Genomic DNA, 26,043 nt, shown 5'->3' on the forward strand with positions numbered 1-26,043 from the left:
GCTCGGCCCGATCAGGCGTCTTGCTGATCCTGCTTCTGACCCGGATGTTCGTGCGGGATATTAACCGGACGGGCCGGTACCACGGTGGAGATGGCGTGCTTGTATACCATCTGGGTTACCGTGTTCTTCAACAGCACGACGTATTGGTCAAAAGACTCGACCTGACCCTGCAGCTTGATACCGTTAACCAGATAGATGGAAACCGGCACGTGTTCCTTACGCAGGATGTTCAGGAACGGGTCTTGTAACATTTGCCCTTTAGAGCTCATTCGTTTTCTCCGAATCGTTGATTGTTGTATTAAGTAATCTTTAAAACCCGGCTGGCATGCTTATTTTTAGCAGAAAAAAACCCAGCCTACTATTTTTTACCACTCTTGCCCCAGCGCACTTCCTTCTCGCGCCCACGCATCTTGGACATCGGCTTGGGCTTGGCTCTGGACTTTTCCTTGGATTCTTCGGTATCGAAGGGGTTTTCCGAGGTTTTGTACTGTACCCGCAATGGCGTACCCTGCAGTTTGAACACCTTGCGGAAGGTATGTTCCAGATAACGCGTATAACTTGCCGGAATCGCATCCAGTGCATTGCCGTGAATGACGATGATGGGCGGATTCATGCCGCCCTGGTGAGCATAACGCATCTTGGGACGCATCAGGCCCGAACGCGGCGGAGCCTGACGTTCAACTGCAACATTCAGTACACGAGTGAGCTTGGGCGTGGCCAGTTTGACCATGGCGGCCTGATAGGCTTCGTCGATGGACTTGAACAGATCGGCCACACCACGGCCTTCGATGGCCGAGATGTAATGGAACTTGGCAAAATCGAGGAAGCTGATCTTGCGGGCGATATCCCGCTTGATGGTTTCCTTTTGCTCGAAATCCAGGTTGTCCCATTTGTTGACTGCCACCACCAGCGCCCGGCCTGCTTCCAGTGCAAAACCAGCAATGGTGGCATCCTGTTCGGAAATGTCCAGCTGCGCATCCAGCACCAGTACCGCGACGTTCGCGTCTTCAATGGCCTTCATGGTCTTGATGACGGAGAACTTTTCAATCGCTTCGTTCACCTTGCCACGACGTCGCACACCTGCGGTGTCGATAATGGTGTAGGTATGGCCTTCGCGCTCGAAATCAATATAGATGCTGTCACGCGTTGTCCCGGCCTGGTCGAAGGCGATGACACGCTCTTCACCCAGAATGGCATTCACCAGCGTGGACTTGCCCACATTCGGGCGGCCGATGACGGCAAACTTCGGGTGATAGCGGTCTTCTTCTTCCACTTCTTCCGGGAAGTCTTCCAGCACCATGTCCATCAGTTCGCGCACGCCGTCACCGTGTGCAGCGGAAATGACCAGCGGTTGACCCAGTGCCAGTTCGTGGAATTCCGCCCCGGCAATGGCATGGCTGATGCCTTCGGCCTTGTTGACCACCAGGAAAACCGGTCGGTCGATCTGGCGCAGCCGGTTGGCGATGATCTTGTCCTGCGGAGTGATGCCGGTACGGCCATCCACCAGAAACACCACCGCATCGGCTTCGTCCACCGCCTGCAGGGTTTGCTTGGCCATCTCGAACAGGATGCCTTCGTCGACCACGGGTTCGAAACCGCCGGTATCCACCACCAGATACGGTTTGCCCCCGACGCGACCGTGACCGTAATGGCGGTCGCGAGTCAGGCCAGGCTGGTCTGCGACCAGTGCGTCACGGCTACGGGTGAGCCGGTTAAAAAGGGTCGACTTGCCCACATTGGGACGGCCGACCAGCGCTACGGTAGGTTTCATTACAACATTTACTCAATGGACAGCAGCGACAGGCGGCCACTTGCCGCTTGTACCAGGGCAGAAGAGCCCAGGGACAGGGGCTGGGCGACAATGCCTTCGCTACCTAGTTTCACACGGCCCACCAGGCTGCCATTTTCATTGGACAGCAGGTGGCCATAGCCTTCGCCATCGATCACCAGAACAAAACGTCCGAGCATGGCGGGGCCAGATACATTACGGAATTTCAGGGCATCCGTTTTCCACAGGTTGCGGCCGGTGGTTCGGTCATAGGCCCAGACCGAACCGTTTTCCGCAGTGACATACAGTTTGCTGGCATCCAGCGCGACACCACGGCTGGAGGACAACTCGCGCGACCACATCAGGTTACCGCCCTTGGCATCAAAGCAGGCCACTTTTCCCTGATAGGCCACGGCACATACCTGGCCGTTTTCGTAAACCGGACGACTGGTGATGTCGGTAATGCGTTCCAGCTCGGTGGCACCACGCGGGTTGGCCACTACGCCTTCCCACAGGGTATTGCCGTTGGCGGGGCTGATGATGTCCAGCTTGCCGCCAGGCAGGCCTACCATGACCGCTTCGTTACCAACGGCCTGCATGGAGCCGGTATTGCGAACCAGCAGCTGCGGCTGCGTGTGGGATACCGACCATTGCTGCTTGCCGTCACTCAGGCTGAAACCGGTCAGACGTCCGTCATTGCTGCGCACCACCACCATGCTGCCAGCCACCTGCGGTGCTTCCAGAATGACGCTGGTGAGCGACTGCTCCCACAGTACCTTGCCGCTGTTACGGTCGGCGGCCAGCAGTTTGCCGTCCAGCGTGCCGACGATGACAGTATCACCCGCTACAGCCACACCTGCGGAAAGACCGCGCTTGAGCGCGATGTCAGCCGTTTGGCGACCGGTCAGGGCATCCACCACACGGATATGACCATCGGCATCGGCAGAAACCACATTACCGTTGGCATAAACCGGTGTGAATGTGCCATCGGATGCAGCTTGTGACAGCGTCCACTTCACTTTCAGCGCCTGGATGGGCTTGATATCCGCCAGCGGTGTGGGCTTGGCAGCGACAGAACCTTCAAACCAGCTGGCACAACCAGCCAGCAAGAAGGAGGAGAGTACAGCGGTAACCAGCAGTTGGCGGCGCATCAATTAGGCTCCCAGTGCGTCAAGTTTGGTCTGAATGAACTGGCGGTTGGGCGAATCGCCTACCAGCTTGGCAAGCGCAGCCTTGTAGGCGTCACGAGCGGCAGCCTTGTCGCCCTTGGCAGTCTGCACATCGCCGCGCAAATCAAGGAACAGGGCATCAAAGGCTGAAGGATGAGCCTGACCCAGCTCGGCCAGGGCTGCATCGTAATGCTTCTGGTCGAGCTGGATGGTGGCCAGACGCAGGTGCGCCACGGCAACCATGGATTCGTCCTTCACGTTTTGCACCACCCAGCCCAGCTGGGCCTGCGCCGTGGCCGGATCGTTCTTTTCAAAGGCGACCTTGGCGGCAAGCAAGGCAGCATCAGCAGCGTAAGCGGTGCCGGCATAGTCTGCCTGCAATTGCGCGGCAGCCGATTTTACCTTGGCAAGGTCCTGCGTCTGGGCTGCCTGCTCGACATCGGCAAACACCACGGCAGCCTTGCTGGCCTGTGCTGCCTGATAGTAGCCATAGCCCTTGTAGCCCAGATAGGCCACGCTGATGGCCAGCACCGCGCCACCAATCAGTTTGCCCCATTGTTGCCAGAAGGCCTTCATGGAGTCGATCTGTTCCTGTTCCTGCAAGTCGTACGCCATTGCGCACCCCCCTTATATCAAGCCTTGATCGCGGCAATGGTCGCGGCTACCTGGTCCAGCACCACGGTTTGCTGTGCTGCTTCGGCACGCATGGGCTTGACCACGGCCTGACCTGCCGCCATTTCGTTTTCTCCGATGATGACGGCAAATTCGGCACCGCTGCCATCGGCCTTTTTCATTTGCGACTTGAAGCTGCCTTCACCCAGGTGCTGGATGACGGACAGGCCGGCATGGCGCAACTGCTGTGCCAGTTTCATCGCATACATGGCTGCACCATCGCCCTGCTGCACGATGTATACATCCACGCTGCGTGCAGCCGGCAACAAACCCTTGTCCTGCAACAGCAGCAGCACACGCTCCAGGCCCATGCCAAAACCGATGCCCGGTGCAGGCTTGCCACCCAGTTGTTCAATCAGGCCATCGTAACGGCCACCGGCACATACCGTGCCTTGGGCGCCCAGTTCGGTGGTGACCCACTCGAACACGGACTGATTGTAGTAATCGAGGCCACGGACCAGACGCGGGTTTTCGACAAAGTCGATGCCCAGCGCGCCAATCATGGCCTTCCAGCCTTCGTAATGGGCACGCGAGGCTTCACCCAGATAGTCGGACAGGCGCGGCGCGTTATTGGCCATGTCCTGCAATGCCGGGTTCTTGGTGTCCAGCACGCGCAGCGGGTTGGTATACAAACGGCGTTTGCCGTCTTCATCCAGAATGTCGACAAAGCCTTCCAGATAGCTGATCAGCGCCTTACGGTGCGCAGCACGCTCTTCGGCATTGCCCAGCGAGTTGATTTCCAGACGGACATACTGGCTCAGGCCCAGGCGTTGCCACAGGTCGGCGGTCATCGCGATGATTTCGGCGTCGATATCCGGGCCAGCAAAGCCCAGCGCCTCGATGCCCATCTGGTGGAACTGGCGGTAACGGCCTTTTTGCGGTTTTTCGTGGCGGAACATCGGGCCCATGTACCACAGCTTCTGCGTGGTGTTGTACAGCAGGGTATGCTCCACCACGGCACGCAAGGTGCCTGCGGTGCCTTCCGGACGCAGGGTCAGGCTGTCACCGTTGAGGCTGTCGACAAAGGTGTACATCTCCTTTTCGACCACATCGGTCACTTCGCCAATGGCCCGGACAAACAGCGGGGTGGTTTCCACAATCGGTGTACGGATGTTCTGATAGCCATAGTCGGCCAGCAGCTTGCGCAATACGCCTTCAAAGTATTCCCATTGGTACGACTCGGCGGGCAGTACATCATTCATGCCCTTGATTGCCTGCAATTTTTGCGCCATTTGATGTTTTTTCTTGCTATTCGGTTGATCTTGCCAGTCCTGGCTGCCAGCGCTCAGCGCTGCGGCAGGATGGGAATGGTGCGCGCAGCCGGTGTTTCCCGGCGCTTGCTGCCACCTTCACCAAAACGGCTGTGAACATAGTTGTTCACCAGTGCCATGAATTCTGCCGCGATATTGTCGCCTTTCAGGGTGACGTCCTTCTGGCCATCCACATAAACTGGTGCCACTGGCACTTCACCGGTACCGGGCAGCGAAATGCCGATGTCCGCGAGCTTGCTTTCGCCCGGGCCATTCACCACACAGCCCATCACCGCTACCTTCATGTCCTCCACACCCGGATATTGCAAACGCCATACCGGCATCTGCTCGCGCAGGTATGTCTGGATCTGGTCGGCCAGTTCCTGGAAGAAGGTGCTGGTGGTGCGGCCACAACCCGGACAAGCAGTCACCAGCGGGGTGAAGCTGCGCAGTCCCATGGTTTGCAGCAGTTCCTGCGCCACCACCACTTCACGGGTACGTGCTTCGCCGGGCTGCGGCGTCAGCGAAATACGGATGGTGTCGCCAATGCCTTCCTGCAGCAGGATGGCCAGCGCCGCGGAGGAAGCCACGATGCCCTTGCTGCCCATGCCGGCTTCGGTCAGGCCCAAGTGCAGCGGAAAGTCGCAGCGGCTGCCCAGATCACGGTAAACGGTGATCAGGTCCTGCACATTGCTGACCTTGCACGACAGCAGGATGTTGTCAGCCGGCAAGCCAAGCTCCATCGCCTTGTCGGCGGATTCCAGCGCCGACACGATCAGCGCTTCGCGCATCACCAGTTCCAGCGGCAAGGGTTGCGGCTTGCTGTTATTGGCATCCAGCATGCGTGCCAGCAGGGCCTGATCCAGGCTGCCCCAGTTCACGCCGATGCGTACCGGCTTGCCCAGCTCGGCCGCGGTGCGGATCATGTAGGCGAACTTGTCGTCCCCCTTGGCACCCTTGCCGACATTGCCGGGATTGATACGGTATTTGGCCAGGGCGCGGGCACAATCGGGATATTCCTTGAGCAGGCGTTCGCCATTGAAATGGAAATCGCCCACCAGCGGGACATTACATCCCATGTCATCCAGCCGCTGGCGGATTTCCGCCACGCGCGCGGCAGCTTCCGGCGAGTTGACCGTGATGCGCACCAGCTCGGAGCCGGCCTGGGATAACTGATAAACCTGTTCTACGGTGGCGATGGCATCTGCCGTGTCGGTATTGGTCATGGACTGCACCACAACCGGTGCATCCGACCCCACCATGACATGCCCCACACGTACCTGACGGGTGGGGCGTCGCGCGATATTCACGCTATTCATGCAACAATCCGCATTTACTTGAGTTCAATTTTGGCAGTAGTGCCACGAATCTTGTCGGCCAGCGCAACCGGCTGGCCGTTAAAACTGAGTTCGACCTGGGCCGCATTGCCAATTTTCAGCTGGAACGGCGGCGTACCGCTCAACTCCTTGCTGCCACCTGCTTCCAGCGTACCAAATTGCAGCTTCTTGCCGGTGGCATCGATGACCGAGATCCACGCTGGCTGTTTGGCACTGAGGCTGATCTTGCCGGTAGCGGCTGCCGGTGCCGCATCCGCTGCACTCGGGATGCTGGCCTGTGGCTTGCTGGCCACCGGCGCTGGCTGGGCCACTACTGCAGGGGCCGATGCTGCCGCTTGCGTAGTCTCTGCCGGTGCAGCTTGCGGGGCGGATGCTGCTTCGGTCTGCGGCAAGGGTGCCGAGGCTGAAGTAGCCGCCGAAGCTGCCTGTTCCGTCAACATGAGTTGCAAGCTTTGCTTGCTGTCCTCTGCCTTGCTGGCGGGTCGGGACAGTAACCAGACTGCAGCAACAGCCAGTACTGCCAGCACCAGGGCGATGATCAGCCATTTGCCGGCTTTGCCACCTGCGGACTGCATGTTGTCCAGTGCGTTTGCCTGTGGCGCATGCGCCACGGCATCACCCGGAGCCTCATGCTTGACCAGGTTGACCACGTCGTTGACCGCAGATGGAAAATGCTGCTCAAGTTGCTGCATCAGGGGTTCCGGATCCACATGCAGAAAACGGGCATAGTTCCTGACAAAACCACGTACAAAAGTGCTACCCGGCAGTTGCTGGAAATCATCGTGTTCGATGGCTTCCAGTTGCCGGATGGACAGCTTGAGCCGGTCTGCCACTTCGCCCAGACTCAGGCCGGCACGTTCACGGGCCGCCTTGAGCACCGCGCCGACGCCAAGCCCTGAGAGCTGACCATTTGCTTCCTGTTCCATCTTCAGCTTCCGCTCAACAGCATTTGAGTTTCTTTGGAGTCCGGGTATTTGTTTTTCAGCAGGGCCGAATATTCCGCCTCATGCGCCCGGTCTCCCCCTTTTCTGGCAATTTGCACCCCCAGCCACAGCACATCGGCACCGGGCGGGGTATTCCCGACAATTTTCAGCAGGCGGGAAAAATAAAAGGATGCCAGCTTGGCATTGCCCAGCTCCAGATGCAAGGCCGCCAGCTCACGTAGCGCCGGCGGATAGTCCGGAGCCAGTCGCAGTGCGGTCAGCAGGTAATCGTTGGCCTGGGTGGTCTCCCCCAGCTTGACACTGCAGCGGCCCATATTGAGGTAGGCGGCCTGCGGTGTCTGGTACAAGGGGTTGGCAATAGCCTTTGCCAGGTAGTCCATCGCTGTGCGCGGATGGTCGTGATCGCACAGGAACTGGCCGTAGTTGTTATTGGCCTCCGGACTGGATGGATCGACCTGCAAAGCCTTCAGAAAGTTCTTCTCGGCATCGGCATCCAGATGCATGAGATTGAAAATGTAGGCGCGTGTCAGATAGGCACCAGCAAAGCCGTTATCGGCTTCGACGGCTTCATTGGCAGATTCCAGCGCCACGGGCAGATTGCCCATCGATGCATATTCAACGGCCAGCTGGCTGCGGATTTCCGCCAGTTTCCGGTTGGCCGGAGCGGCGAATGCGACACAGGCATACGCCAACAGGCTTGCTGCCATCCACACTCGCCACTTGATCATTTTTCATTCTCCTGTGCGATCTGCATCCATTTGACCTGACGACGGGTCTTGTCCATCACCTGCCCCGCCAGTTGCCCGCATGCTGCATCGATATCGTCGCCGCGGGTTTTCCTTACGGTAACCACGTAGCCCTGCTCCTGCAACATTTCCCGGAAAATCCGGATTGCATTATTGCTGGAGCGGTCATAGCCGGAATTGGGGAAGGGATTGAACGGAATCAGGTTGAACTTGCACGGTACGTCCCGCACCAGTTCCAGCAACTGCCGCGCATGTTCCGGCCGGTCGTTGATGCCGTCCAGCATCACGTATTCAAAGGTGATGAAATCGCGCGGGGCCTTTTCCAGATAGCGCTGGCAGGCGGCCATCAGTTCCTTGAGCGGATACTTTTTGTTGATGGGGACGATTTCATCACGAATGGCATCGTTGGGTGCGTGCAGGCTGACTGCCAGCGCCACCGGACAGGCTTCACGCAAGCGGTCCATCTGCGGCACCAGGCCTGAGGTGGACAGCGTCACCCGACGGCGGCTGAGGCCGTAGCCGTGGTCGTCCAGCATGATCTGCAGCGCGCTGACCACATTGTCGAAGTTGGCCAGCGGCTCGCCCATGCCCATCATCACGACATTGGATACCACCCGTTCATTCTTCGGGGTAATCCCCATGGCCTTGTTGGCCCACCACAGCTGGCCGATGATTTCGGCGGTGGAGAGATTGCGGTTGAAACCCTGGCGGCCGGTGGAGCAGAACGTGCACTCCAGCGCGCAACCCACCTGGGATGACACGCACAAGGTGCCGCGGTCGTCTTCCGGAATGAACACGGTTTCCACACCGTTGCCGGTGCCGACGTCAAGCAGCCACTTGCGGGTACCATCACTGGACGCCTGCCCGGTCATCAGCGACGGTACGCGCACCTCGGCCCGCTCGTGCAGCTTGGCACGCAGGCTCTTGGCCAGGTCGGTCATCGCGTCGAAATCGTCTTCGCCCATCTGGTGCATCCAGCGCATCACCTGCTTGGCGCGGAAGGGTTTCTCACCCATGGCGGCAAAGTGTTCGGTCAGCTGGTCCAGATTGAAGTCGAGCAGGTTGGTTTTCATGCAGTCCTCGGTAAAACAGCGGCAGCCACAGGGCTGCCGCCAGATACATCCATTACGGCAAAACGAGATTAACGGGAGTAGATCTCGGAAGCGGCAAAGAAGTAAGCCACTTCGATGGCAGCGTTTTCAGCGCTGTCGGAGCCGTGTACGGCGTTAGCGTCGATCGATTCGGCGAAGTCGGCGCGGATGGTGCCGGCGTCAGCCTTTTTCGGGTCGGTGGCGCCCATCAGTTCGCGGTTCTTGGCGATGGCGTTTTCGCCTTCCAGCGCCTGGATCATCACCGGGCCGGAAACCATGAAGTCAACCAGGTCCTTGAAGAAAGGACGTTCTTTGTGCACAGCGTAGAAGCCTTCGGCTTCAGCGCGGGACAGTTGCTTCAGCTTGGCTGCAACAACTTTCAGACCGGCGGATTCGAAACGGTCGTAGATCTTGCCAATCACGTTCTTGGCGACGGCATCCGGCTTAACGATGGACAGGGTACGTTCAATTGCCATAAAAATCTCCCAAATACTCCCAAATAACAGAACAAGTGGCTAAACTAGGCTTTAGTTTATCCACTCGGGTTACGCAATTCTGAGGAACCCGATATTTTACCAGCCTTTTCAAGCCTCTGCTGCATAAAAATTCAAGGCCATGACTGAACAAAACCACGGGCAGGACCACGGCCATGCGCCGGACGAACAAGACCTCAACAGCAAGCTGAAAAAACGCCTGGCGATTGCTGGCGGCCTGGTTGCGGTGGCACTGGCCGCCATTCCGGTGCTCGATGGCATGAAGAAGCCCAAGGTCGACATGACGGCAGCCGCGCCGGTCAGCAGCTCGGGCAAGATCGTCAACGCTGCTTCCGCCCCGTTGGTGGAAGCCAGCGCACCGGAGCAGCAAGTCGCCAGCGCTCCGGCGGTGGAAGCCAGTGCGCCCGAGACCGATGCCGGAACTTCGCCTTCGCCAGCGGCACCGATAGCAGCCACACCACAGGCCCCGGATGTGAGCAAGACTCCGGCAGTGGCCAGTGCCAAACCGGTGGCACCACCAGCGGCACACCAGCCTGCCAGCAAGCCTGTCATCAAAGCAGGCACCGGCACTACAAGCACCGTCACCACCAGCACGCCAGCCCCGGCAGCGGCACCAGCAGCAAACACCGCTGCACCACATGTCGCTGCCAGCAAACCCGCACCATCTGCCAGCACCGTGTCACCGGTGACGGTAAATAGTGCAGAAACCACCGCCCTGCCCCAGAGCACGCCACTTTCCAAGGCCAAGCCGGAAGGCAGTTCGCTGGGTTACAAGTTGCAGCTGGGCTTGTTCTCCAGCATGGGCAATGCTGAAAAGCTGGTGAAAGAACTCAAGGCCAAGGGTATCGAGGCGCATACCGAAACCCGCGTACAGCTGGGGCCGTTCAAGAACCGCGCCGAAGCCGACGAGGCCATGGCCAAGCTGCGCAGTCTGGGCTATACCCCGCTGCTGGCGCCCGCCGGACAGTAATTGCACCAGACTGCACACCGGCCCGCCCTTCAACAAGGCGGGCCTTTTGTTTGCTCGAATCAAAAAGGGCAGCCAAGACTGCCTGAAGGTCGATCAGAGGATGCAAACCATGTCCGGAGCAAGAGAAGCCAGGCGATAAGCCCGGCCCCTCTTGCTGCTGCTCAACCCAGGGTTGGCATGGCAAATTCTGCACTCTGCACCTGCCCTGCCGGCCAGCGGCTGGTGATGGCCTTCATGCGGGTATAAAAACGCACGCCTTCCGGGCCGTGCATATGATGGTCGCCAAACAAGGACGCTTTCCAGCCGCCAAAGCTGTGGAAGGCCATCGGCACCGGAATCGGCACATTGATGCCCACCATGCCCACCTGGATGCGATGGGCAAACTCACGCGCGGCACCGCCATTACGGGTAAAGATGGCCGTGCCATTGCCATAGGCGTGCTGGTTGATCAGCTTTACTGCCGCCTCCAGACTGTCCACCCGCACCACGGCCAGCACCGGGCCGAAGATTTCTTCCTGATAGATGGTCATCTCCGGGGTGACGTGATCGAACAGCGTGCCGCCGATGAAGAAGCCTTCCTCGCAGCCTGGCACCACCAGGCCACGGCCATCCACCACCAGTTTCGCTCCTTCGGCCACGCCCTGTGCGATATAGCCACTTACCTTGTCCAGATGCTGGCGCGTTACCAGCGGGCCCATTTCGGCCTTGGGGTCGGTACCGACATTGATGCGCAGCTGACGGGTACGCTCGGCCAGCCGCGCCACCAGTGTGTCAGCCACATCGCCCACGGCCACTGCCACGGAGATGGCCATGCAACGCTCGCCGGCCGAACCATAGGCCGCGCCCATCAGCGCTTCTATGGTCATGTCCAGGTCGGCATCCGGCAGTACCACCATGTGGTTCTTGGCCCCGCCTAGCGCCTGCACCCGCTTGCCATGCTCGGCACCGGTTTCATAGATGTAGCGGGCAATCGGGGTGGAGCCGACAAAGCTGACTGCAGCCACATCCGGATGGGTAAGCAGGCCGTCCACCGCCAGTTTGTCGCCTTGCAGCACATTGAACACGCCATCGGGCAGCCCGGCTTCCTGCAGCCATTCGGCAATCAGCAAGGGGGCGGACGGGTCGCGCTCGGAAGGCTTGAGGATGAAGGTGTTACCGCAGGCCAGTGCCACCGGGAACATCCACATTGGCACCATGGCCGGGAAATTGAACGGCGTGATGCCGGCCACCACGCCCAGCGGCTGGCGCATGGTCCAGGCATCCACGCCGGTGGCCACCTGCTCGGTGTATTCGCCCTTGAGCAACTGCGGAATGCCGCAGGCAAACTCCACCACTTCCAGCCCGCGCTGCACTTCGCCCTGCGCGTCGGACTCCACCTTGCCATGTTCGCTGGAAATCACCGCCGCCAGTTCGCGCTGGCGTTCTTCCAGAATGCTCTTGAAGCGGAATAGGATGCGCGAGCGCTTGAGCGGGGACAGTGCCGCCCAGGCCGGAAACGCTGCGTGAGCGGCTGCCACGGCGGCGGCCACATCCTGCGGCTCGGCCAGGGCCACTTCGGCCTGCGGACGTCCCAATGCCGGGTTGAACACGGCACTGTAACGCTGTGCCACACCAGCGGTACGCTGGCCATTGATGAAATGCGGAATCTGCAACATGGTTTCTCCTTGCTGCGGGCAAGCCGGGGGCCTGCCCTTGAGCGGTGGGCATCAAATGGATAATGAGCGGGAATGTGACGACCAGCGCCGGGCCAGGACAGCCCGGCACCACGGCATCAATCAGGCAGTTGCAACAGCCATTCGTGCTGCGGGTCGTTGTGGAAGGACCACTGGCGTTTGGGCCCGGCCATCACGTTGAGGTAATAGGACTGGTAGCCATAGGGCACGCACACCGGGTGGTAGCCGCGCGGCACCATCATCACGTCGTGGTTTTCCACGGCGTGGGATTCGTCCAGGCTGCGGTCGTCGGTGTAGACCCGCTGAAAGGCAAAGCCCTGCGGCGGGTCGATGCGGTGGTAATAGGTTTCTTCCAGTGCGCTTTCCGCTGGCAGATTGTCCAGATCGTGCTTGTGCGGCGGGTAGCTGGAAGAATGGCCGGACGGGGTGATCACCTCCACCACCAAGAGGCCGTCGGCCGGCTCGGTCTGCGGCAGGATGTCCGTCACATAGCGGGTGTTGGCCCCTTTGCCGCGCACACTGCGCTGCATGCTGGCAGGTGCAATCAGCCACACCTCGCGGCCCGGCTGGCCGGGTGCCGAGCACAAGGCCACTTCGGCCGGGGTCAGTGCGGTGATGGTAAGCGGCTCGCCGGCCGGGACATACACTGCCCACGGGGCTTGGTCGTCGAACACGCTGCTGCGCTCGCCCAGGCTGTCCCAGTACAGACTACCTGCCTGCACCGCCACCTTGCCGGTCAGCACCACCAGACAGCATTCGCGCCCCGCGTGCTGCCAGCTTTCCTGTTCACCCACATCCAGCCGCACCGCGCGGAAACCCACATGCTGCCAACCGGCACTTTGCGGGGTGATGTCGGCAATTTCGCGCCCCTTGCCTGCCTTGACCAACAAGCTCATGCCACATTCCTTTCCTGCCGATTGATGGCCGCCACCAACGACGACAGGGTACGGTAGCCCTTGTCGGCGTATTCATAGCTGGGCGCGACGACCGGGTCCTGCTCGGCCTCCACCACCAGCCAGCCCTGATAACCGTGAACCGCCAGAGCATGCAAAATGGCGGCAAAGTCGATGCAGCCATCGCCCGGCACGGTAAACGCACCATTGATCACCGCCTGCAAAAAGCTCCAGTTGCCGTTCCACGCCTGCTTCACCACTTGCGGGCGCACATCCTTGCAATGCACATGCACCACCCGGGCAATATGTTTGTTCAGCACTGCCAGCGCATCGCCACCGGCAAAGGTGATGTGGCCGGTATCAAACAGCAGGCCGACTTCCGGGCCGGTCACCGCCATCAGCTGGTCGATGTCCTGCGCGGTTTCGACATAGGCCCCCATATGGTGGTGATAAGCCAGGGTGATGCCGCGTGATTGCAGATGGCGGGCAAATTCATTCAGCCGCGCGCCATAGGCCAGCCATTGCTGTTGACTGGTGAAACGCGGGCGCTTGTACAAGGGCTGGGGCTGGCCCTGAATGGCACTGGCCACCTCGCCATACACCATCACCTTGCAGCCGTTTTGCACCAGCAGTTGCAGATGCGGCTCCACGCGGCGGATTTCCTCTTCCACGCTGCTTTCCGCCAGATATCCGGAATGCCAGCCGGACACACACTCCACACCGTAGGGCTGCAGCACGGCAGCCAAGACGGCCGGGTCACGCGGAAACTTGTTGCCCAGCTCGAAGCCCTGATAACCGATGCGCGCACCTTCGCGCAAAATGGTGTCCAGCGTCACCTCCCCACCCAGCGAGGGCAGGTCGTCATTGCACCATGAAATGGGGTTGATGCCGATTTTTACCTTGAATGGCTTGCTCATTATTGTTCTCCCGGGTGCTCAGCGCGGCTGGCGACGGCTGCGCCAGATGTCGATCAGGGTTTCAAAATTGCCACGGGCGGCTGCAATCAGCCCGGCGTCGTCCAGTTCGCCGGCCAGCCAGCGTTGTGACGGTTCGTGGAACAGCGTGCGTCCCACCATGAAACCACGGCAGCTGCTGCTGGCAGCCGCATCGGCAAAACCCTGACGCAGTACATCCAGCGAAGCATGCAGGCCCAGCAGCACCACGCCACGGCAATAGGGGTCACGCTCGGCCAGCAGCGCGTCCACCGCCTGCCATTGCGCGACCGACATGGATTCCAGCTTCCACCACTCCGGATAGATGCCCAGGTTATAAAAACGCTTTAGCGCGCGCAGTACGGTGTCCGGTTGTTGCGGCAGCTTTTTCGACGGAATCACTTCCAGCAGTAGTTCATGTCCGCTCAGTTGAGCGGCTTCGTAGATAGCACGCACCTGGGCTTCCTGCTCCAGCCGGTTTTCCAGCGTGTCGTCCGGGTGGTATTGCACCAGACATTTGATGATGTGTTCCTGCGGCCAGCTTTCCAGCCGGGCGGTGGCGGTGCGGCCACGGTCGAATTCCAGCGGGTTGGAGCCGGGCAGTTCCACCGGGCGGCCTATCCACCAGCCGCGACCGGTGGCGGCGTACATGGCGTCCTCGCCGTAGCGGTCATCCACCAGAATGCCGATATGGCCTTGCAGTTGCAGCGCGCTTTCGGTTTGGGCCACGGCTTCCACCAACAGGCGCTTGAGCACGGAAATGCGCGCCTCGTCCGCCCCGCTTTGCCGTGCCAGCTCGAAAAACTGGTTGCGGTGATCGAAGGCAAACACGCACAAATCATCCCACTGCTTGCGCTTGATACTGACCCGGTGCAAGCGGCTGAGCGTGGCATCGTCACCCGGTCGCAGCGGTGTCTGTTCCAGACCGAGGAAATAATCCAGTTCGGCCGGGGTGGGCATGGCCGGCGAGCAGCCATGACGCGACACCACCAGTGCGCCGCAGGCATTGGCGCGGGTGCAGCACCAGCCATAGTCACGGCCATGCAGCCAGCCGGACAGGAAGCCGGACAGAAAGGCATCACCTGCGCCCAGTACATTCATCACTTCCACCTGCGCGCCCTTGACCGAGAACGCATTCTCGATGCGCGCCGGGATGGCACCCGGAATCACCGCGCAGCCCAGCGGGCCACGCTTCACCACCAGCGTGGCCTGCGGAGCCAGCTGACGCACGGTGGCCAGGCTGGTGAGCAAATCGTCCGAGCCCCCGGCGATATTGATTTCTTCTTCGGTACCGACAATCAGGTCGAACAGCGGCAGTACCGATTGCAAATGCGCGGTCACCCCGTCGCTGGCGATATAGCGCTCTTCGCCATTGCCACGGCCGGTAATGCCCCACAGCACCGGGCGGTAGTCGATATCCAGCACGGTGCGCACATCATGCTTTCGTGCCAGCACCAGCGCCTTGCGGCTGGCGGCATTTACCTTGGCAGTGGAAAAGTGGGTGCCGGTAATCAGCAGCGCCTTGCTGGAGGCAATGAAGTCTTCATTGATATCCGCTTCTTCCAGCGCCATGTCGGCACAGTTCTCGCGGTAAAACAGCAGGGGGAAGGTATCGCGGTCCTTGATGCCCAACAGCACCAGCGCGGTAAGCCGCTCCGGGTCCACCTTCACCTGGCTGACATCACAGCCTTCCGCTGTCAGGGTGTCCAGCAGGTAGCGGCCCATGTGTTCGTCGCCCACGCGTGACAGCATGGCGGACTTCAGGCCGAGGCGGGCAGTACCGAAAGCGATGTTGGCAGAGGAGCCGCCCAGATAGCGGGCAAAGCTGCTGGCGTCTTCCAGCCGGGCTCCCAGTTGGCGGGCATACAAGTCGATGGCCAGTCTGCCCAGGCAGATCAGGTCCAGCGGTCGGTCGGCAGCAAAATGGGTGGTGTTTTGCATGATGTGCATTCTTTGTCTCGTTGAGTGACTGTCCGCCGCTGCGGCCCGCCTCCACCCGCCCGGGGAAGTGCGCCGTCAGCCATATCGGTGAAGTCCAGCATAAATCGCCGGCCTGATGAATGCAACTTTTTTTTCGTATTTATTTTCTAATAGAAATTATTTTCCGAAAAATGTTTTTGTAGTGCGCCGGTTTCACTCTAAAATGACGCCATCCACATTGCCGAACATTCCTGCCATGACCAAGGAAATAAGCGCCGATCAGCTGATGCAACGCATTGCCGAGGAATACGAAGACCTGAGCAAGCAGCTGAAAGTCATTGCCAAATACGTAGAAGAACACCGCCAGACGCTGGTGCTGGAGCGCATTACCGACATTGCCCAGGCCTGCGAGGTGCAACCTTCCGCCATCGTGCGTTTTGCCCAGCGCTTTGGCTTCAGCGGCTTTTCCGACATGCAGACGGTGTTCCGCGATGCCTTTGCCCCGGCAGGTGGCAATGTCAACAATTACCAGAAGCGCATCCGCAGCGTGATTGCCACGCAGGACACGCCGCTGAGCAACACCCAGGTGACGCAGAACTTCATTGCTGCCTGCCAGCAGGGGCTGGACGAGTTGTCGCAAGCGCTGGACCCGGCGGCCATCGACAAGGCGGTGGAATTGCTGGTGAAGGCAGACAATATCTATGTGGTGGCGGTGCGGCGCATGTTTCCGATTGCCAGCTATATCAGCTATGCCTTGCAACACACGGCCAAGCGGGTGCATCTGGTATCCGGCCTGGGCGGCATGTACCACGACCAGATCCGCAGCATCCGTGAAAACGATCTGATGATTGCCATCAGCTTCCAGCCTTATGGCAAGGAAACCCGCTACTGCGCACGCGTGGCCGGACAAAACAAGGCAAAGCAGCTGGTGATTACCGACAGCCAGTTAAGCCCGCTGGCACGCAATGCCGATGCGGTGCTGACGGTAAAAGAGGGCACAGCGTTTTCCTTCCGCTCGCTCACCAGCACCATCAGCCTGTGTCAGGCCTTGTTCATTGCCCTGTCTTACCGGCTGGAACTGGTGATTGAAGAGACCCGCGACGCCGGGGCTTACGACGACTGACCAGCAAGGACGACATGATCAGCCCTGCGCCGGTCAGCTGACTGGCGCTCATGCTGCTGCCAAACCACCACCAGGCCAGGATGGCGGTCCATACCGGCTCCAGCAGCAGGATGAAAGCGGAACGCTGCATTGGCACCCGCGCCTGTGCCCAGCCTTGCAGGAAGAAGCGGCCACAGGTGGCCAGCAGGATGCTTACCAGCAGCCAGGCCATCACCCCGCCGCTTAGCCGGGATGGCCAGTGTTCCACCAGTACACTGCCGACCAAACCGGCCACTCCGGCCAGCAGCAGCTGCAAGGCGGTCAGGCTCAATGCCGGAGCCTTCGCCCCTGCCCTGCCATTCAGATTGAGAAATACCGACATCGCCACCGCGGATGCCAGAAACAGGCTGTCGGCCGCGCCCAGCTGCCAGCCACCATGCAAGGCCATAGCCGCCACACCCAGCGCAGCCAGCGGCATGGCCCACAAGGTTTGCGCCAGCAGCACGGTGCCAAACATCAGCCGCGCCAGCACTGGTGCCAGCACAACTCCCAGGCTGCCGATGAAGGCACCCACGCCCAGGTTGTTGCTTTGCTGCAAGGCCAGCATCCACAGCACCATGGCCAAGGCCAGCATCAGCGCACTCCACCAGCTGCTGGCAGGCAAACGCCAAGGCAATGGCTGGGAACGCCAACGCGCCAGCAAGGCCAGCACCACACCGGCACTGCCAAAGCGCACTCCCAGAAACAACAAGGGCGGCATGCCGCGCAAGACTTCCTTGGAACACAGCCAGCCAAAACCGGCAATCAGGGTCACCAGCACCAGCGTGGCTTCTGCCAGTCCGGGACGTACAGCTTGATCTACTCTCACAACTGGATTCGGGCGCACAACACGTTTCCGCAACAATGAAAAAACGGGAAGGCGCACCTTCCCGATCAACACCCTGCTGAGAGATTCCTGCCGCATTGTCATGCCGCATTCAGACAGCCGGGTGTGACTCCTGCGACAGTTTAACTGTTGCCACACCCGCTGTGTGATGCCGGGCTATCAGCTGCGGCGATTACGCTGGCGGTATTGGTCTGCCACCACGGCCACCACGATGATGATGCCTTTGACGATTTCCTGGTAATAGGCGTCGATACGCAGGAAGGTGAAGCCGGAGGTCATGGTGCCGAGAATCAGCGCACCAATCACCGTGCCGGTAATCTTGCCCAGACCGCCATTAAGCGAGGTGCCACCAATCACTGCGGCAGCAATGGCATCCAGCTCGTACATCATGCCCATGCCAGCCTGACCGGACACCGCCCGCGCCGACGTCACCACCCCGGCCAGGCCGGACAGCAAACCTGCCACGGTATACACCAGAATCAGGTGACGGTTGACATTGATGCCGGCCACGCGGGCGGCAGCACGGTTGGCACCAATGGCATAAGTGTATTTACCGTAACGGGTGTAGCTGAGCACGATGTGGAACACCAGTGCCGTCAGCAGGAAGATGATGATGGGGTTGATCCCGGCACCGATAGCCGCATAGTTATCGGACAGCATGCTGATGGGCTCACCCTTGGTGTACCACTTGGCCAGGCCGCGTGCGGTGACCATCATGCCCAGTGTGGCGATGAAGGGCGGAATGGCTGTGCGGGCAATCACCGCACCGTTGATCAGCCCGCACACCAGCCCCACCAGCAAACCGGCTGCCAGCGGTGCAATCACCGGCAGGTCGGTAAGCGAAGGGAACACCGCACGGGCAAAGTCGGAGGTTTGCGCCAGGCTGGCCGACACCATGGCGGTGAGTGCCACCACCGAACCGGATGAGAGGTCGATACCACCCATGATGATGATCTGGGTAACGCCTACCGCGATGATGCCGATCACCGACACCTGCAGCACCATCACGATCAGTCTTTCCTTGTTGGCGATGAAGCTTTGGCCAACGAAGACCCAGCCCAACAGTTCGAATATCAGGGCCACGCCCAGCAGCACCATGAAAATGCGTGCTTCGGCGGGAATCCTGAAGCCAAATGCGCCGGATTTTGCTGCCTTGTCCAGCGGCTGCGTATTGCTGATTGCCATCTCGTCTTCTCCTGCTGTTATTGTGCTTTGCCTGGCTTGCGGCAGTGTCAGCCGGCAGCCAGTGTCATGATGCTGACCTGGGTGGCGTCGGCACGGTCGACAATGCCGGTCACCCTGCCCTCGTGCATCACCATGATGCGGTCGCTCATGCCCAGTACCTCGGGCAGCTCGGACGAAATCATGATGACGGCCACGCCCTGCCCGGCCAGCTTGCAGATCAGCTTGTGGATTTCGGCCTTGGCCCCCACGTCGATGCCGCGGGTGGGTTCGTCCAGAATCAGTATTTTCGGGTTGGTCAGCAGCCAGCGGCCAATCAGCACTTTTTGCTGGTTGCCACCGGACAGGTTTTCGATGCGCTCGTCCAGATTCGGCGTTTTCACCCGTAGCGTGCCGGACATGGCTGCGCACATGGCGTCCAGCGCCTGCTGGCGGACAAAACCGGCCTTGAGGTTGTCACCACCCAGCACCGATATCTGCATGTTTTCCTGAATGCTCAGGTTGAGAAAACAGCCGGTGTCCTTGCGGTCTTCGGTGAGAAAGGCCATGCCGTGCTGCATGGCGGTGCGCGGGGAGTCCACCGTCACTGCCTGGCCATTGATGCGGATCTGGCCGCTACTGGCCGGGCTGACGCCAAACAGGGTTTCCGCCACATTGCTGCGGCCGGAGCCGATCAGCCCCGCCACACCCAGGATTTCCCCCTGGCGGACACTAAATGTCACATCACGGAACACGCCATCCAGGGTGAGGTTTTCCACTTCCAGCGCCACCTCGCCAATCGGCACGATGGTCTTGGGGAACATCTCGGTGATTTCGCGCCCCACCATCATGCGGATCACTTCATCATGAGTCAGCTGTTCCACCCGCTTGCAGCCGATGAAATGGCCATCACGGAATACCGACACCTCGTCGGCAATCTCGAACAGCTCGTTCATCTTGTGCGTGATGTAGATGATGCCCTTGCCCTGCTCGCGCAGCATGCGCACGATACGGAACAGATGGGCGACTTCGTGCTCGGTCAGTGCAGACGTGGGTTCGTCCATGATCAGCACGTCGGAGTTGTACGACACCGCACGGGCAATCTCGACCATCTGGCGGCTGGAAATGCTCAGGCTGGCCACCTTGGCCTCGGGGTCCAGCTCGATGGACAGTTGGGCAAACAGCTCGCGGGTCATCTGGTACATCCTGGCGTGGTCGATCAGGCCGAAGCGGTTCAGCGGCTCGCGGCGGATCCAGATGTTTTCGGCAATGCTCATGAAGGGCATCAGGTTCAGTTCCTGATGAATCATGGCGATGCCGTTTTCCAGGGCATCCAGCGGCGAAGTCAGCGCAATTTCACGGCCGTGCAGGCGGTACACGCCCTTGTCCGGGATATACACCCCGGCCAGGATTTTCATCAGCGTGGACTTGCCAGCACCGTTTTCGCCCATCAGCGCATGCACGGTTCCGGCGCGCAGGCGGAAGGACACATCATCCAGCGCCACCACACCGGGGAAAGCCTTGCGTACGCCTTCCACTTCAATCAGCAGCGTTTCGCGCTCCACGGGCGGGCGGGACAGTGCGGCTGCCTTCGGTTTTTCCGGGGCCAGGCTCAACATGGCTTGCTCTCCTCCTTGAGTACCGGGCGGCGCACTGCGGCGGCCGCCCGCTTCAGCTTTAGTTGCGCGACTGGTAGTTCTTCAGGTTGGCCGGGGTGACCAGTTCGAACGGTACCCAGATCATGGACGGCAGCTTCTCGCCACGCGACAGCTTGAGCGCAGTGTCCACCGCGCCCTTGCCCTGACCGGCGGCATTCTGGAACACGGTGACTTTCAGCTCGCCGTTCTTCATGGCAGTCAGCGCATCCTGGGTGGCATCCACGCCAGCCACGATGGTTTTGTCCAGACGCTTGGCAGACTTGAGTGCCTGAATGGCACCCAGTGCCATTTCGTCGTTATTGGACACCACGGCGTCAAACTGCAGGCCGGCGCTCAGCCAGTTCATCATCAGGTCGCGGCCATCGGTGCGCGACCATTTGGCGGTCTGTTTTTCTACAATCCTGATGCCGTTACACGGGGCCTTGGCAATGACATCTTCCACGTCCTTGGTACGCTGACGTGCGGCCTGGTTGGCCAGGTCGCCCATCATGACCACGATATTGCCCTTGCCCTTCATCAGGCGGCACACCTCTTTCATCTGCACGGTGCCCGATTCGGCCTCGTTGGAGCCGACAAAGGCCACCTTGGCAGGCAGGGTCTTGTCGGCCGGCATGCGGTTTACGTACACCAGCGGAATGCCGGCGCTTTGCGCCAGTTTGGTGATTTTCGGTGTGGCATCGGTATCCACCACGTTGACGATGATGGCGTCCACTTTCTGGGCAATGAAGTTTTGTACCTGGCTGAGCTGGCGGCCAACGTCGTTCTGCGCATCTTCAAACTGGATGTCCACACCCTTCTGACTGCCGGCATAGGTTTTCATGTTGTTGCGCAGCACGGTGAGGAAGTTGTCGTCAAAGGCGGACATGGTCACGCCCAGTTTGGCGGCGGATGCCGGCATGGCCAGCATGGTGAGGGAAAAGAACACTGCGGAACCAGCAAGCTTGGTGATGCGTTTCATTGATGCGTCTCCTGTCCTTATGGTGTGGGTTCGATCCCGACATGCCGCCGACCGCTCATGTTGCAGTGCAATGCGAAGCGCATATCGTGTTGTCGTGCAGCTAAGATAAGTGAGCCGAATCAATATTGCAAATAAAATTTCATGCTGCACTGCACTTAGAAATGTTTTTCTATATCTTGCCAGATGAAGCAGTTGCCCATGCTGGCCAGGGTCCTGCCACAGCACCATGCACAGCATGGCCATCTCCTTGATTTAACGGGTTTTAACCGGGCACAAATGCAACAAGAAGGGCGGAAAAATGAAAAAGCCATGCCGACATGGCATGGCTACTGACTCGGCGACCAGTTGCACTGGCAACAAGCGTTTTCAGGCAACAACCGGCTGGCGCAGGCTGGCACACAAGGCGGCCAGATAGTCGTAACCCTTCTTGGCGTATTCATAGCTGGGTGCCAGCGCCGGGTCCTGCTCGGCCTCCACCACCAGCCAGCCCCGGTAGCCATGCCGTTGCAGCGTGGCCAGAATGGGGGCGAAGTCGATCATGCCGTCGCCCGGTACGGTAAACACGCCCTTGAGCACGGCGTCCAGAAAGCTCCAGTTTTCCGCCCTGGCCTGTTGCATCACTGTTCGTCGCACATCCTTGCAATGCACATGCACCACCCGGTCCACATGCTTGAGCAGCTCGACATAGGCGTCACCCCCGGCAAAAGTGATGTGGCCGGTATCAAACAGCAGGCCGACATCCGGCCCGGTGAGTGACATCAGCAAGTCCAGGTCGGCACTGGTTTCGCAATACGCACCCATGTGATGGTGATACGCCAGGGTGATGCCCTTGCCCTTCAGCCAGCTGCCAAAGGCATCCAGCCGCGCGGCGTAATCCCGCCATTGCTGCTGGCTGGCAAAGCGTGGCCGTTGAGATAACGGTGTCTGCTGCTGTCCCTGCACCGAGTCCGCGACTTCGCCATACACCAGCACCTGGCAGCCGTTGAACACCAGCTTGTCCACATGGGCAGTGGCTGCCACGATTTCATCCTCTACCGACCCCTCGGCCAGATGGCCGGAGTGCCAGCCGGACACCACCGCCACGCCGTATTCGGCCATCTTGTCGCGCAGGGCCTGCGGGTCTTTGGGAAACTTGTTGCCCAGCTCGAAGCCGGCATAGCCGATTTCCGCGCCCTCTTGCAGGCAGGTTTCCAGCGGAATATGCCCGCCCAGCTGCGGCAGGTCGTCATTACTCCAGGAAATGGGGTTGATGCCGATGCGCACATCAAATTGCTGCACTGTCTCACTCCTTATATATGTATGTGTAATGGCTGCGCTACAGCCGCTGACGCAAGCGGGCTTGTTCGTAGTCGACACGGGCAGCACGTACCTGCTCGCGTTCCGATACTTCCGGAATGCCCACCTCCCACCAGCTGCCGCCTTCGGGGGTGCATTGCGGGCCATCGATGCGCAGCTGGATCAGATAACTGCGGCTGGATGCCCGGGCGCGCACCATGGCGGCCAGCAGTTCGGCCACCGAGCCGACGGTTTCGGCCTCGGCACCCAGGGAGCGGGCATTCTGGGCAAAATCGACCTGTGGAATGCCATGCTCGCCATGCAGACAGTCGACCAGCATATTGTTGAAAGGCACACCGCCGCAGGCCTGCTGCAAGCGGTTGATGCAGGCGTAACCGGCATTGTCCAGCAGCACCACGATGATCTTGTGACCCAGCATCACCGAGGTGGCCAGCTCGTTATTCAGCATCAAATAGCTGCCATCGCCCACCATCACGATGACTTCGCGCTCTGGCCGGGCCATTTTCACGCCCAGGCCACCGGCCACTTCGTAACCCATGCAGGAAAAGCCGTACTCCATGTGATAACCACCGGGCGTACTGGTGCGCCACAACTTGTGCAGCTCGGCCGGCAGTGTACCGGCAGCGCACACCACGATGTCGCGTTCGGAGGAATCCGCCGCCGAGGCCTGTACCGCACCGATGGCCTCGGCATAAGTGGGCAGGCTGGCACGCGGGCTGCGCACAATCTCGTCCACCTGACGGCGCCAGCCATTGCACAGTCGCTGGCTGTGCGCGGTCCAGTCGGCATCGGCCTGCCAGCCTTCCAGCGCTGCACTCAGCGCGGCCAGCCCGACGGCGGCATCACATTGCAGGCTGTGGCCCCCCCATTTGATGGCATCAAAACCATTCACATTGATGGACAACAAGGTGGCCTGGGCATACAGCGCATGCGAGCCGGTGGTGAAGTCCTGCAAACGGCTGCCCACCGCCAGCACCAGGTCGGCTTGCGCGGCCAGCTCGTTGGCCGCCGGGGAACCGGTGACGCCGATGGAACCGGCCAGCAGCGGGTGATCCCAGCTCAACGCGCCCTTGCCCGCCTGACTCTCGCCAACCGGAATGCCATGCCGTTCGACAAAATCTTTCAGTGCCTCCACACCGCCAACGCTGTACAGCACCCCGCCACCACAGACGATGAGCGGGCGCTTGGCCTGGCGCAGCAAGCTGGCCAGAGCCGCCAGCTCGGCAGGTTCTGCCGGTGGCTGACGGAAGTGGATATCACGCTCGGCAAAGAAAGCTTCCGGCCAGTCAAAGGCCTGCGCCTGCACATCCTGCGGCAGGGCCAGTGTCACCGGGCCGCACTGCGCCGGGTCGGTGAGAGTGGCAATGGCACGTGGCAGGGCGGTCAGCAACTGGGATGGCACCACGATGCGGTCGAAATAGCGGGAAACCGGGCGCAGGCAATCCACCGCCGAGACGCCGCCATCCTGAAAATCTTCCACTTGCTGCAATACCGGGTCCGGCGCGCGCGAGATGAACACATCGCCCGGCAGCAACAGCATGGGCAGGCGGTTGACATGGGCCACCGCCGCAGCGGTGACCAGATTGGTACAACCGGGGCCGATAGAAGTGCTGATAGCCATCATGCGGCGGCGAAAATGTGCCTTGGCATAAGCGGTGGCAGCCAAGGCCATGCCCTGTTCGTTGTGGGCGCGCAAGGTGGGCAGCACATCCTGCGCTGCCTGCAAGGCTTCGCCCAGGCCGGCCACATTGCCGTGGCCGAAAATGGCCCACACACCGCCAAACAGCCGCTCCCGGCTGCCATCCGGCATGGTGACAAACTGCGCGGCCAGATAGCGCACCAGCGCCTGGGCCACGGTGAGACGTACGGTTTTCACATCCATTCTCCAGGGGGCGATGACGGCAGCTGACCGGGCGGTGCCAGCATGACGTGATCGAGAGTAAGGAACAGCTTGCCACTACGATATAAGATTTCCGTATATTTGCAAATTATTTTTCATTTTAATTTTATTTTGAAAAACAATTTCCGCAACCCAAACCATGCTTGCTAGGGAGACAGATAGGGCGAAGCCGACATGTTCTCTGCCAGATAAAGGCGGAATTCAGCCGCCCCGATTTCGCCTCCCTGCGGCAATACCCCCAGTGCTGCCAGTACATGTTGCAGGGCCTTGATGGCCTGGCCATCCGGGTCCTGATCAATCACCACGTCCAGCAAGCCCTGCTGCAGATACTGCCGGTGGTCGTCCGACAGCTCGTGCGTTACCCAGCACACCTTGTCGTGGATGGCATAGCGGCGCAACGCCGCTTCGATGCCGGGTGAACCGGCCCCGCTGTTGTAAATACCGGCAATCGGCCGACCCTGCTTGAAAGCATGACTGACCGCGGCATAGCAACGGTCGGCATCGTCATGGGTGGCGGTGGCCACCTGATCACACTGCAAATGGGGAAAGCGTTGTGCCAGCACCTCGGCACAACCGCTGGCACGCTCCAGATGGCCACGGTAGTCCGGCCGACTGGACAGCAACAGCACCCTGCCCGCTTGCGGACACAGACGGCCCAGCAGCCAGCCGGCAGTCCGCCCGGCAGCATGGTTGTCTATGCCCACATAGCGAGCCTGCGGCAGACCGGCCACATTACTCACCACCAGCGCCACCTGCTCGCCGCGCTGGATGGCCGCTTGCAAGGCCTGCTGCACGGCCGGGGTATCCGGTGCCGCCACAATCAGCCCCTGCCGTGGGTAAGGCCGGGGACGCAAGGCGCGCACCATGCCGGCTTCATCCTTTTCCCCTAGCGTCTGCTGGTGCACTACTACCCGGCGGTCCAGCATGGGCAGTGCCGCTTGCAAGGCCTGCCGCAGCCGCCGGAAGAAGGGGGATTGGTTGTACGGCAACAGGATGTCCAGATGAATCAGCCCGTGGCGGGTATCCGGTAACAGCCGTGGCACCGCCAGCTCACGCGCAGCCGCTACCACCTTGGCGCGGGACTGGGCCGATACGCTACCACGCTCGTTCAACACGCGGTCCACCGTGGCCACGCTCACCCCGGCCTGGGCGGCAATTTCAACAAAGCGGGCAGTTTTCTTGCGACGTGGCGGGCTGCTCATCAACGTGCTCCTGCGGGTGAA

23 protein-coding genes are annotated in these 26,043 nt (G+C 60.4%); 2 read left to right on the top strand and 21 right to left on the bottom strand.

Annotated features, from left to right (window positions below):
- Nucleotides 1-11: 11 nt before the first annotated feature.
- The 10 genes from hfq to ndk all read right to left on the bottom strand — a co-directional run bounded on the left by hfq (nt 12) and on the right by ndk (nt 9,453).
- The gene (gene hfq, locus JHD62_RS06065; protein WP_045844760.1) at nt 12-269 is read right to left on the bottom strand and encodes an RNA chaperone Hfq; all 258 of its coding nucleotides are present in this window, start codon (nt 267-269) and stop codon (nt 12-14) included.
- 89 nt (nt 270-358) lie between these two features.
- Entirely contained in the window at nt 359-1,771 is a 1,413-nt protein-coding gene (gene der / locus JHD62_RS06070) for a ribosome biogenesis GTPase Der (RefSeq protein WP_045844759.1), read from the bottom strand.
- A gap of 8 nt (nt 1,772-1,779) precedes the next feature.
- Nucleotides 1,780-2,919 (bottom strand): outer membrane protein assembly factor BamB, encoded by a 1,140-nt coding sequence (bamB, locus tag JHD62_RS06075; RefSeq protein ID WP_199102170.1) that lies wholly within the window; start codon nt 2,917-2,919, stop codon nt 1,780-1,782.
- Between the two features lie 3 nt (nt 2,920-2,922).
- On the bottom strand, nt 2,923-3,552 hold the full coding sequence (locus JHD62_RS06080) for a tetratricopeptide repeat protein (RefSeq protein ID WP_045844757.1): 630 nt from the start codon (nt 3,550-3,552) through the stop codon (nt 2,923-2,925).
- Between the two features lie 17 nt (nt 3,553-3,569).
- The gene (gene hisS / locus JHD62_RS06085; protein ID WP_199102171.1) at nt 3,570-4,841 is read right to left on the bottom strand and encodes a histidine--tRNA ligase; all 1,272 of its coding nucleotides are present in this window, start codon (nt 4,839-4,841) and stop codon (nt 3,570-3,572) included.
- 53 nt (nt 4,842-4,894) lie between these two features.
- Nucleotides 4,895-6,178 (bottom strand): flavodoxin-dependent (E)-4-hydroxy-3-methylbut-2-enyl-diphosphate synthase, encoded by a 1,284-nt coding sequence (ispG, locus tag JHD62_RS06090; RefSeq protein ID WP_199102172.1) that lies wholly within the window; start codon nt 6,176-6,178, stop codon nt 4,895-4,897.
- Nucleotides 6,179-6,192: 14 nt separating this feature from the next.
- The gene (locus JHD62_RS06095) at nt 6,193-7,122 is read right to left on the bottom strand and encodes a RodZ domain-containing protein (RefSeq protein WP_199102173.1); all 930 of its coding nucleotides are present in this window, start codon (nt 7,120-7,122) and stop codon (nt 6,193-6,195) included.
- A gap of 2 nt (nt 7,123-7,124) precedes the next feature.
- Complete coding sequence (pilW, locus tag JHD62_RS06100; protein ID WP_233160680.1) at nt 7,125-7,868, bottom strand: type IV pilus biogenesis/stability protein PilW; 744 nt, start codon at nt 7,866-7,868, stop codon at nt 7,125-7,127.
- The gene (gene rlmN, locus JHD62_RS06105) at nt 7,865-8,959 is read right to left on the bottom strand and encodes a 23S rRNA (adenine(2503)-C(2))-methyltransferase RlmN (protein WP_131355213.1); all 1,095 of its coding nucleotides are present in this window, start codon (nt 8,957-8,959) and stop codon (nt 7,865-7,867) included. Before rlmN ends, pilW begins: the two co-directional genes overlap by 4 nt.
- Before the next feature lie 68 nt (nt 8,960-9,027).
- Nucleotides 9,028-9,453: a nucleoside-diphosphate kinase gene (gene ndk, locus JHD62_RS06110; protein ID WP_045846015.1), complete on the bottom strand. Its 426-nt coding sequence runs from the start codon at nt 9,451-9,453 to the stop codon at nt 9,028-9,030.
- A gap of 139 nt (nt 9,454-9,592) precedes the next feature.
- On the opposite strand from ndk, the gene JHD62_RS06115 reads away from it, so the two are divergent.
- On the top strand, nt 9,593-10,441 hold the full coding sequence (locus tag JHD62_RS06115; protein WP_199102174.1) for an SPOR domain-containing protein: 849 nt from the start codon (nt 9,593-9,595) through the stop codon (nt 10,439-10,441).
- Between the two features lie 161 nt (nt 10,442-10,602).
- Here JHD62_RS06115 and JHD62_RS06120 read toward each other — a convergent pair whose 3' ends face one another.
- From JHD62_RS06120 to iolC, 4 genes are all read right to left on the bottom strand, one after another.
- Nucleotides 10,603-12,096 (bottom strand): CoA-acylating methylmalonate-semialdehyde dehydrogenase, encoded by a 1,494-nt coding sequence (locus tag JHD62_RS06120; protein ID WP_199102175.1) that lies wholly within the window; start codon nt 12,094-12,096, stop codon nt 10,603-10,605.
- A 116-nt stretch (nt 12,097-12,212) separates the two neighbouring features.
- Nucleotides 12,213-13,010 (bottom strand): 5-deoxy-glucuronate isomerase, encoded by a 798-nt coding sequence (iolB, locus tag JHD62_RS06125; RefSeq protein ID WP_199102176.1) that lies wholly within the window; start codon nt 13,008-13,010, stop codon nt 12,213-12,215.
- The gene (gene iolE / locus JHD62_RS06130) at nt 13,007-13,924 is read right to left on the bottom strand and encodes a myo-inosose-2 dehydratase (protein WP_199102177.1); all 918 of its coding nucleotides are present in this window, start codon (nt 13,922-13,924) and stop codon (nt 13,007-13,009) included. The genes iolB and iolE (JHD62_RS06130) overlap by 4 nt, the downstream gene beginning before the upstream one ends.
- 18 nt (nt 13,925-13,942) lie before the next feature.
- Nucleotides 13,943-15,880 carry a 5-dehydro-2-deoxygluconokinase gene (gene iolC / locus JHD62_RS06135; protein WP_199102178.1) on the bottom strand — a complete coding sequence of 646 codons (1,938 nt, stop codon included), beginning with the start codon at nt 15,878-15,880 and terminating at the stop codon, nt 13,943-13,945.
- A gap of 235 nt (nt 15,881-16,115) precedes the next feature.
- Here iolC and JHD62_RS06140 point away from each other — a divergent pair, with 235 nt between their 5' ends.
- Nucleotides 16,116-16,982, top strand: a complete 867-nt coding sequence (locus JHD62_RS06140) for a MurR/RpiR family transcriptional regulator (protein ID WP_045846020.1) — start codon at nt 16,116-16,118, stop codon at nt 16,980-16,982.
- On the opposite strand, the gene JHD62_RS06145 is transcribed toward JHD62_RS06140, so the two are convergent.
- The 7 genes from JHD62_RS06145 to JHD62_RS06175 form a co-directional block, all read right to left on the bottom strand.
- Complete coding sequence (locus JHD62_RS06145) at nt 16,912-17,829, bottom strand: DMT family transporter (RefSeq protein ID WP_199102179.1); 918 nt, start codon at nt 17,827-17,829, stop codon at nt 16,912-16,914. The genes JHD62_RS06140 and JHD62_RS06145 overlap by 71 nt on opposite strands.
- A gap of 177 nt (nt 17,830-18,006) precedes the next feature.
- Nucleotides 18,007-19,032 carry an ABC transporter permease gene (locus JHD62_RS06150; protein ID WP_199102180.1) on the bottom strand — a complete coding sequence of 342 codons (1,026 nt, stop codon included), beginning with the start codon at nt 19,030-19,032 and terminating at the stop codon, nt 18,007-18,009.
- A 47-nt stretch (nt 19,033-19,079) separates the two neighbouring features.
- Nucleotides 19,080-20,627, bottom strand: coding sequence for a sugar ABC transporter ATP-binding protein (locus JHD62_RS06155; RefSeq protein WP_199102181.1), 1,548 nt, complete (start codon nt 20,625-20,627; stop codon nt 19,080-19,082).
- Between the two features lie 58 nt (nt 20,628-20,685).
- Nucleotides 20,686-21,624 (bottom strand): sugar ABC transporter substrate-binding protein, encoded by a 939-nt coding sequence (locus JHD62_RS06160; RefSeq protein WP_199102182.1) that lies wholly within the window; start codon nt 21,622-21,624, stop codon nt 20,686-20,688.
- 366 nt (nt 21,625-21,990) lie between these two features.
- Nucleotides 21,991-22,902, bottom strand: a complete 912-nt coding sequence (gene iolE, locus JHD62_RS06165; RefSeq protein WP_199102183.1) for a myo-inosose-2 dehydratase — start codon at nt 22,900-22,902, stop codon at nt 21,991-21,993.
- Nucleotides 22,903-22,939: 37 nt separating this feature from the next.
- Nucleotides 22,940-24,796 carry a 3D-(3,5/4)-trihydroxycyclohexane-1,2-dione acylhydrolase (decyclizing) gene (gene iolD, locus JHD62_RS06170; protein ID WP_370541038.1) on the bottom strand — a complete coding sequence of 619 codons (1,857 nt, stop codon included), beginning with the start codon at nt 24,794-24,796 and terminating at the stop codon, nt 22,940-22,942.
- A gap of 170 nt (nt 24,797-24,966) precedes the next feature.
- Entirely contained in the window at nt 24,967-26,022 is a 1,056-nt protein-coding gene (locus JHD62_RS06175; protein WP_199102185.1) for a LacI family DNA-binding transcriptional regulator, read from the bottom strand.
- Nucleotides 26,023-26,043 lie beyond the last annotated feature (21 nt).

Origin of the sequence: Aquitalea sp. ASV11, assembly GCF_016429185.1 — a bacterium.
In the GTDB taxonomy this organism is placed as follows: domain Bacteria; phylum Pseudomonadota; class Gammaproteobacteria; order Burkholderiales; family Chromobacteriaceae; genus Aquitalea; species Aquitalea pelogenes.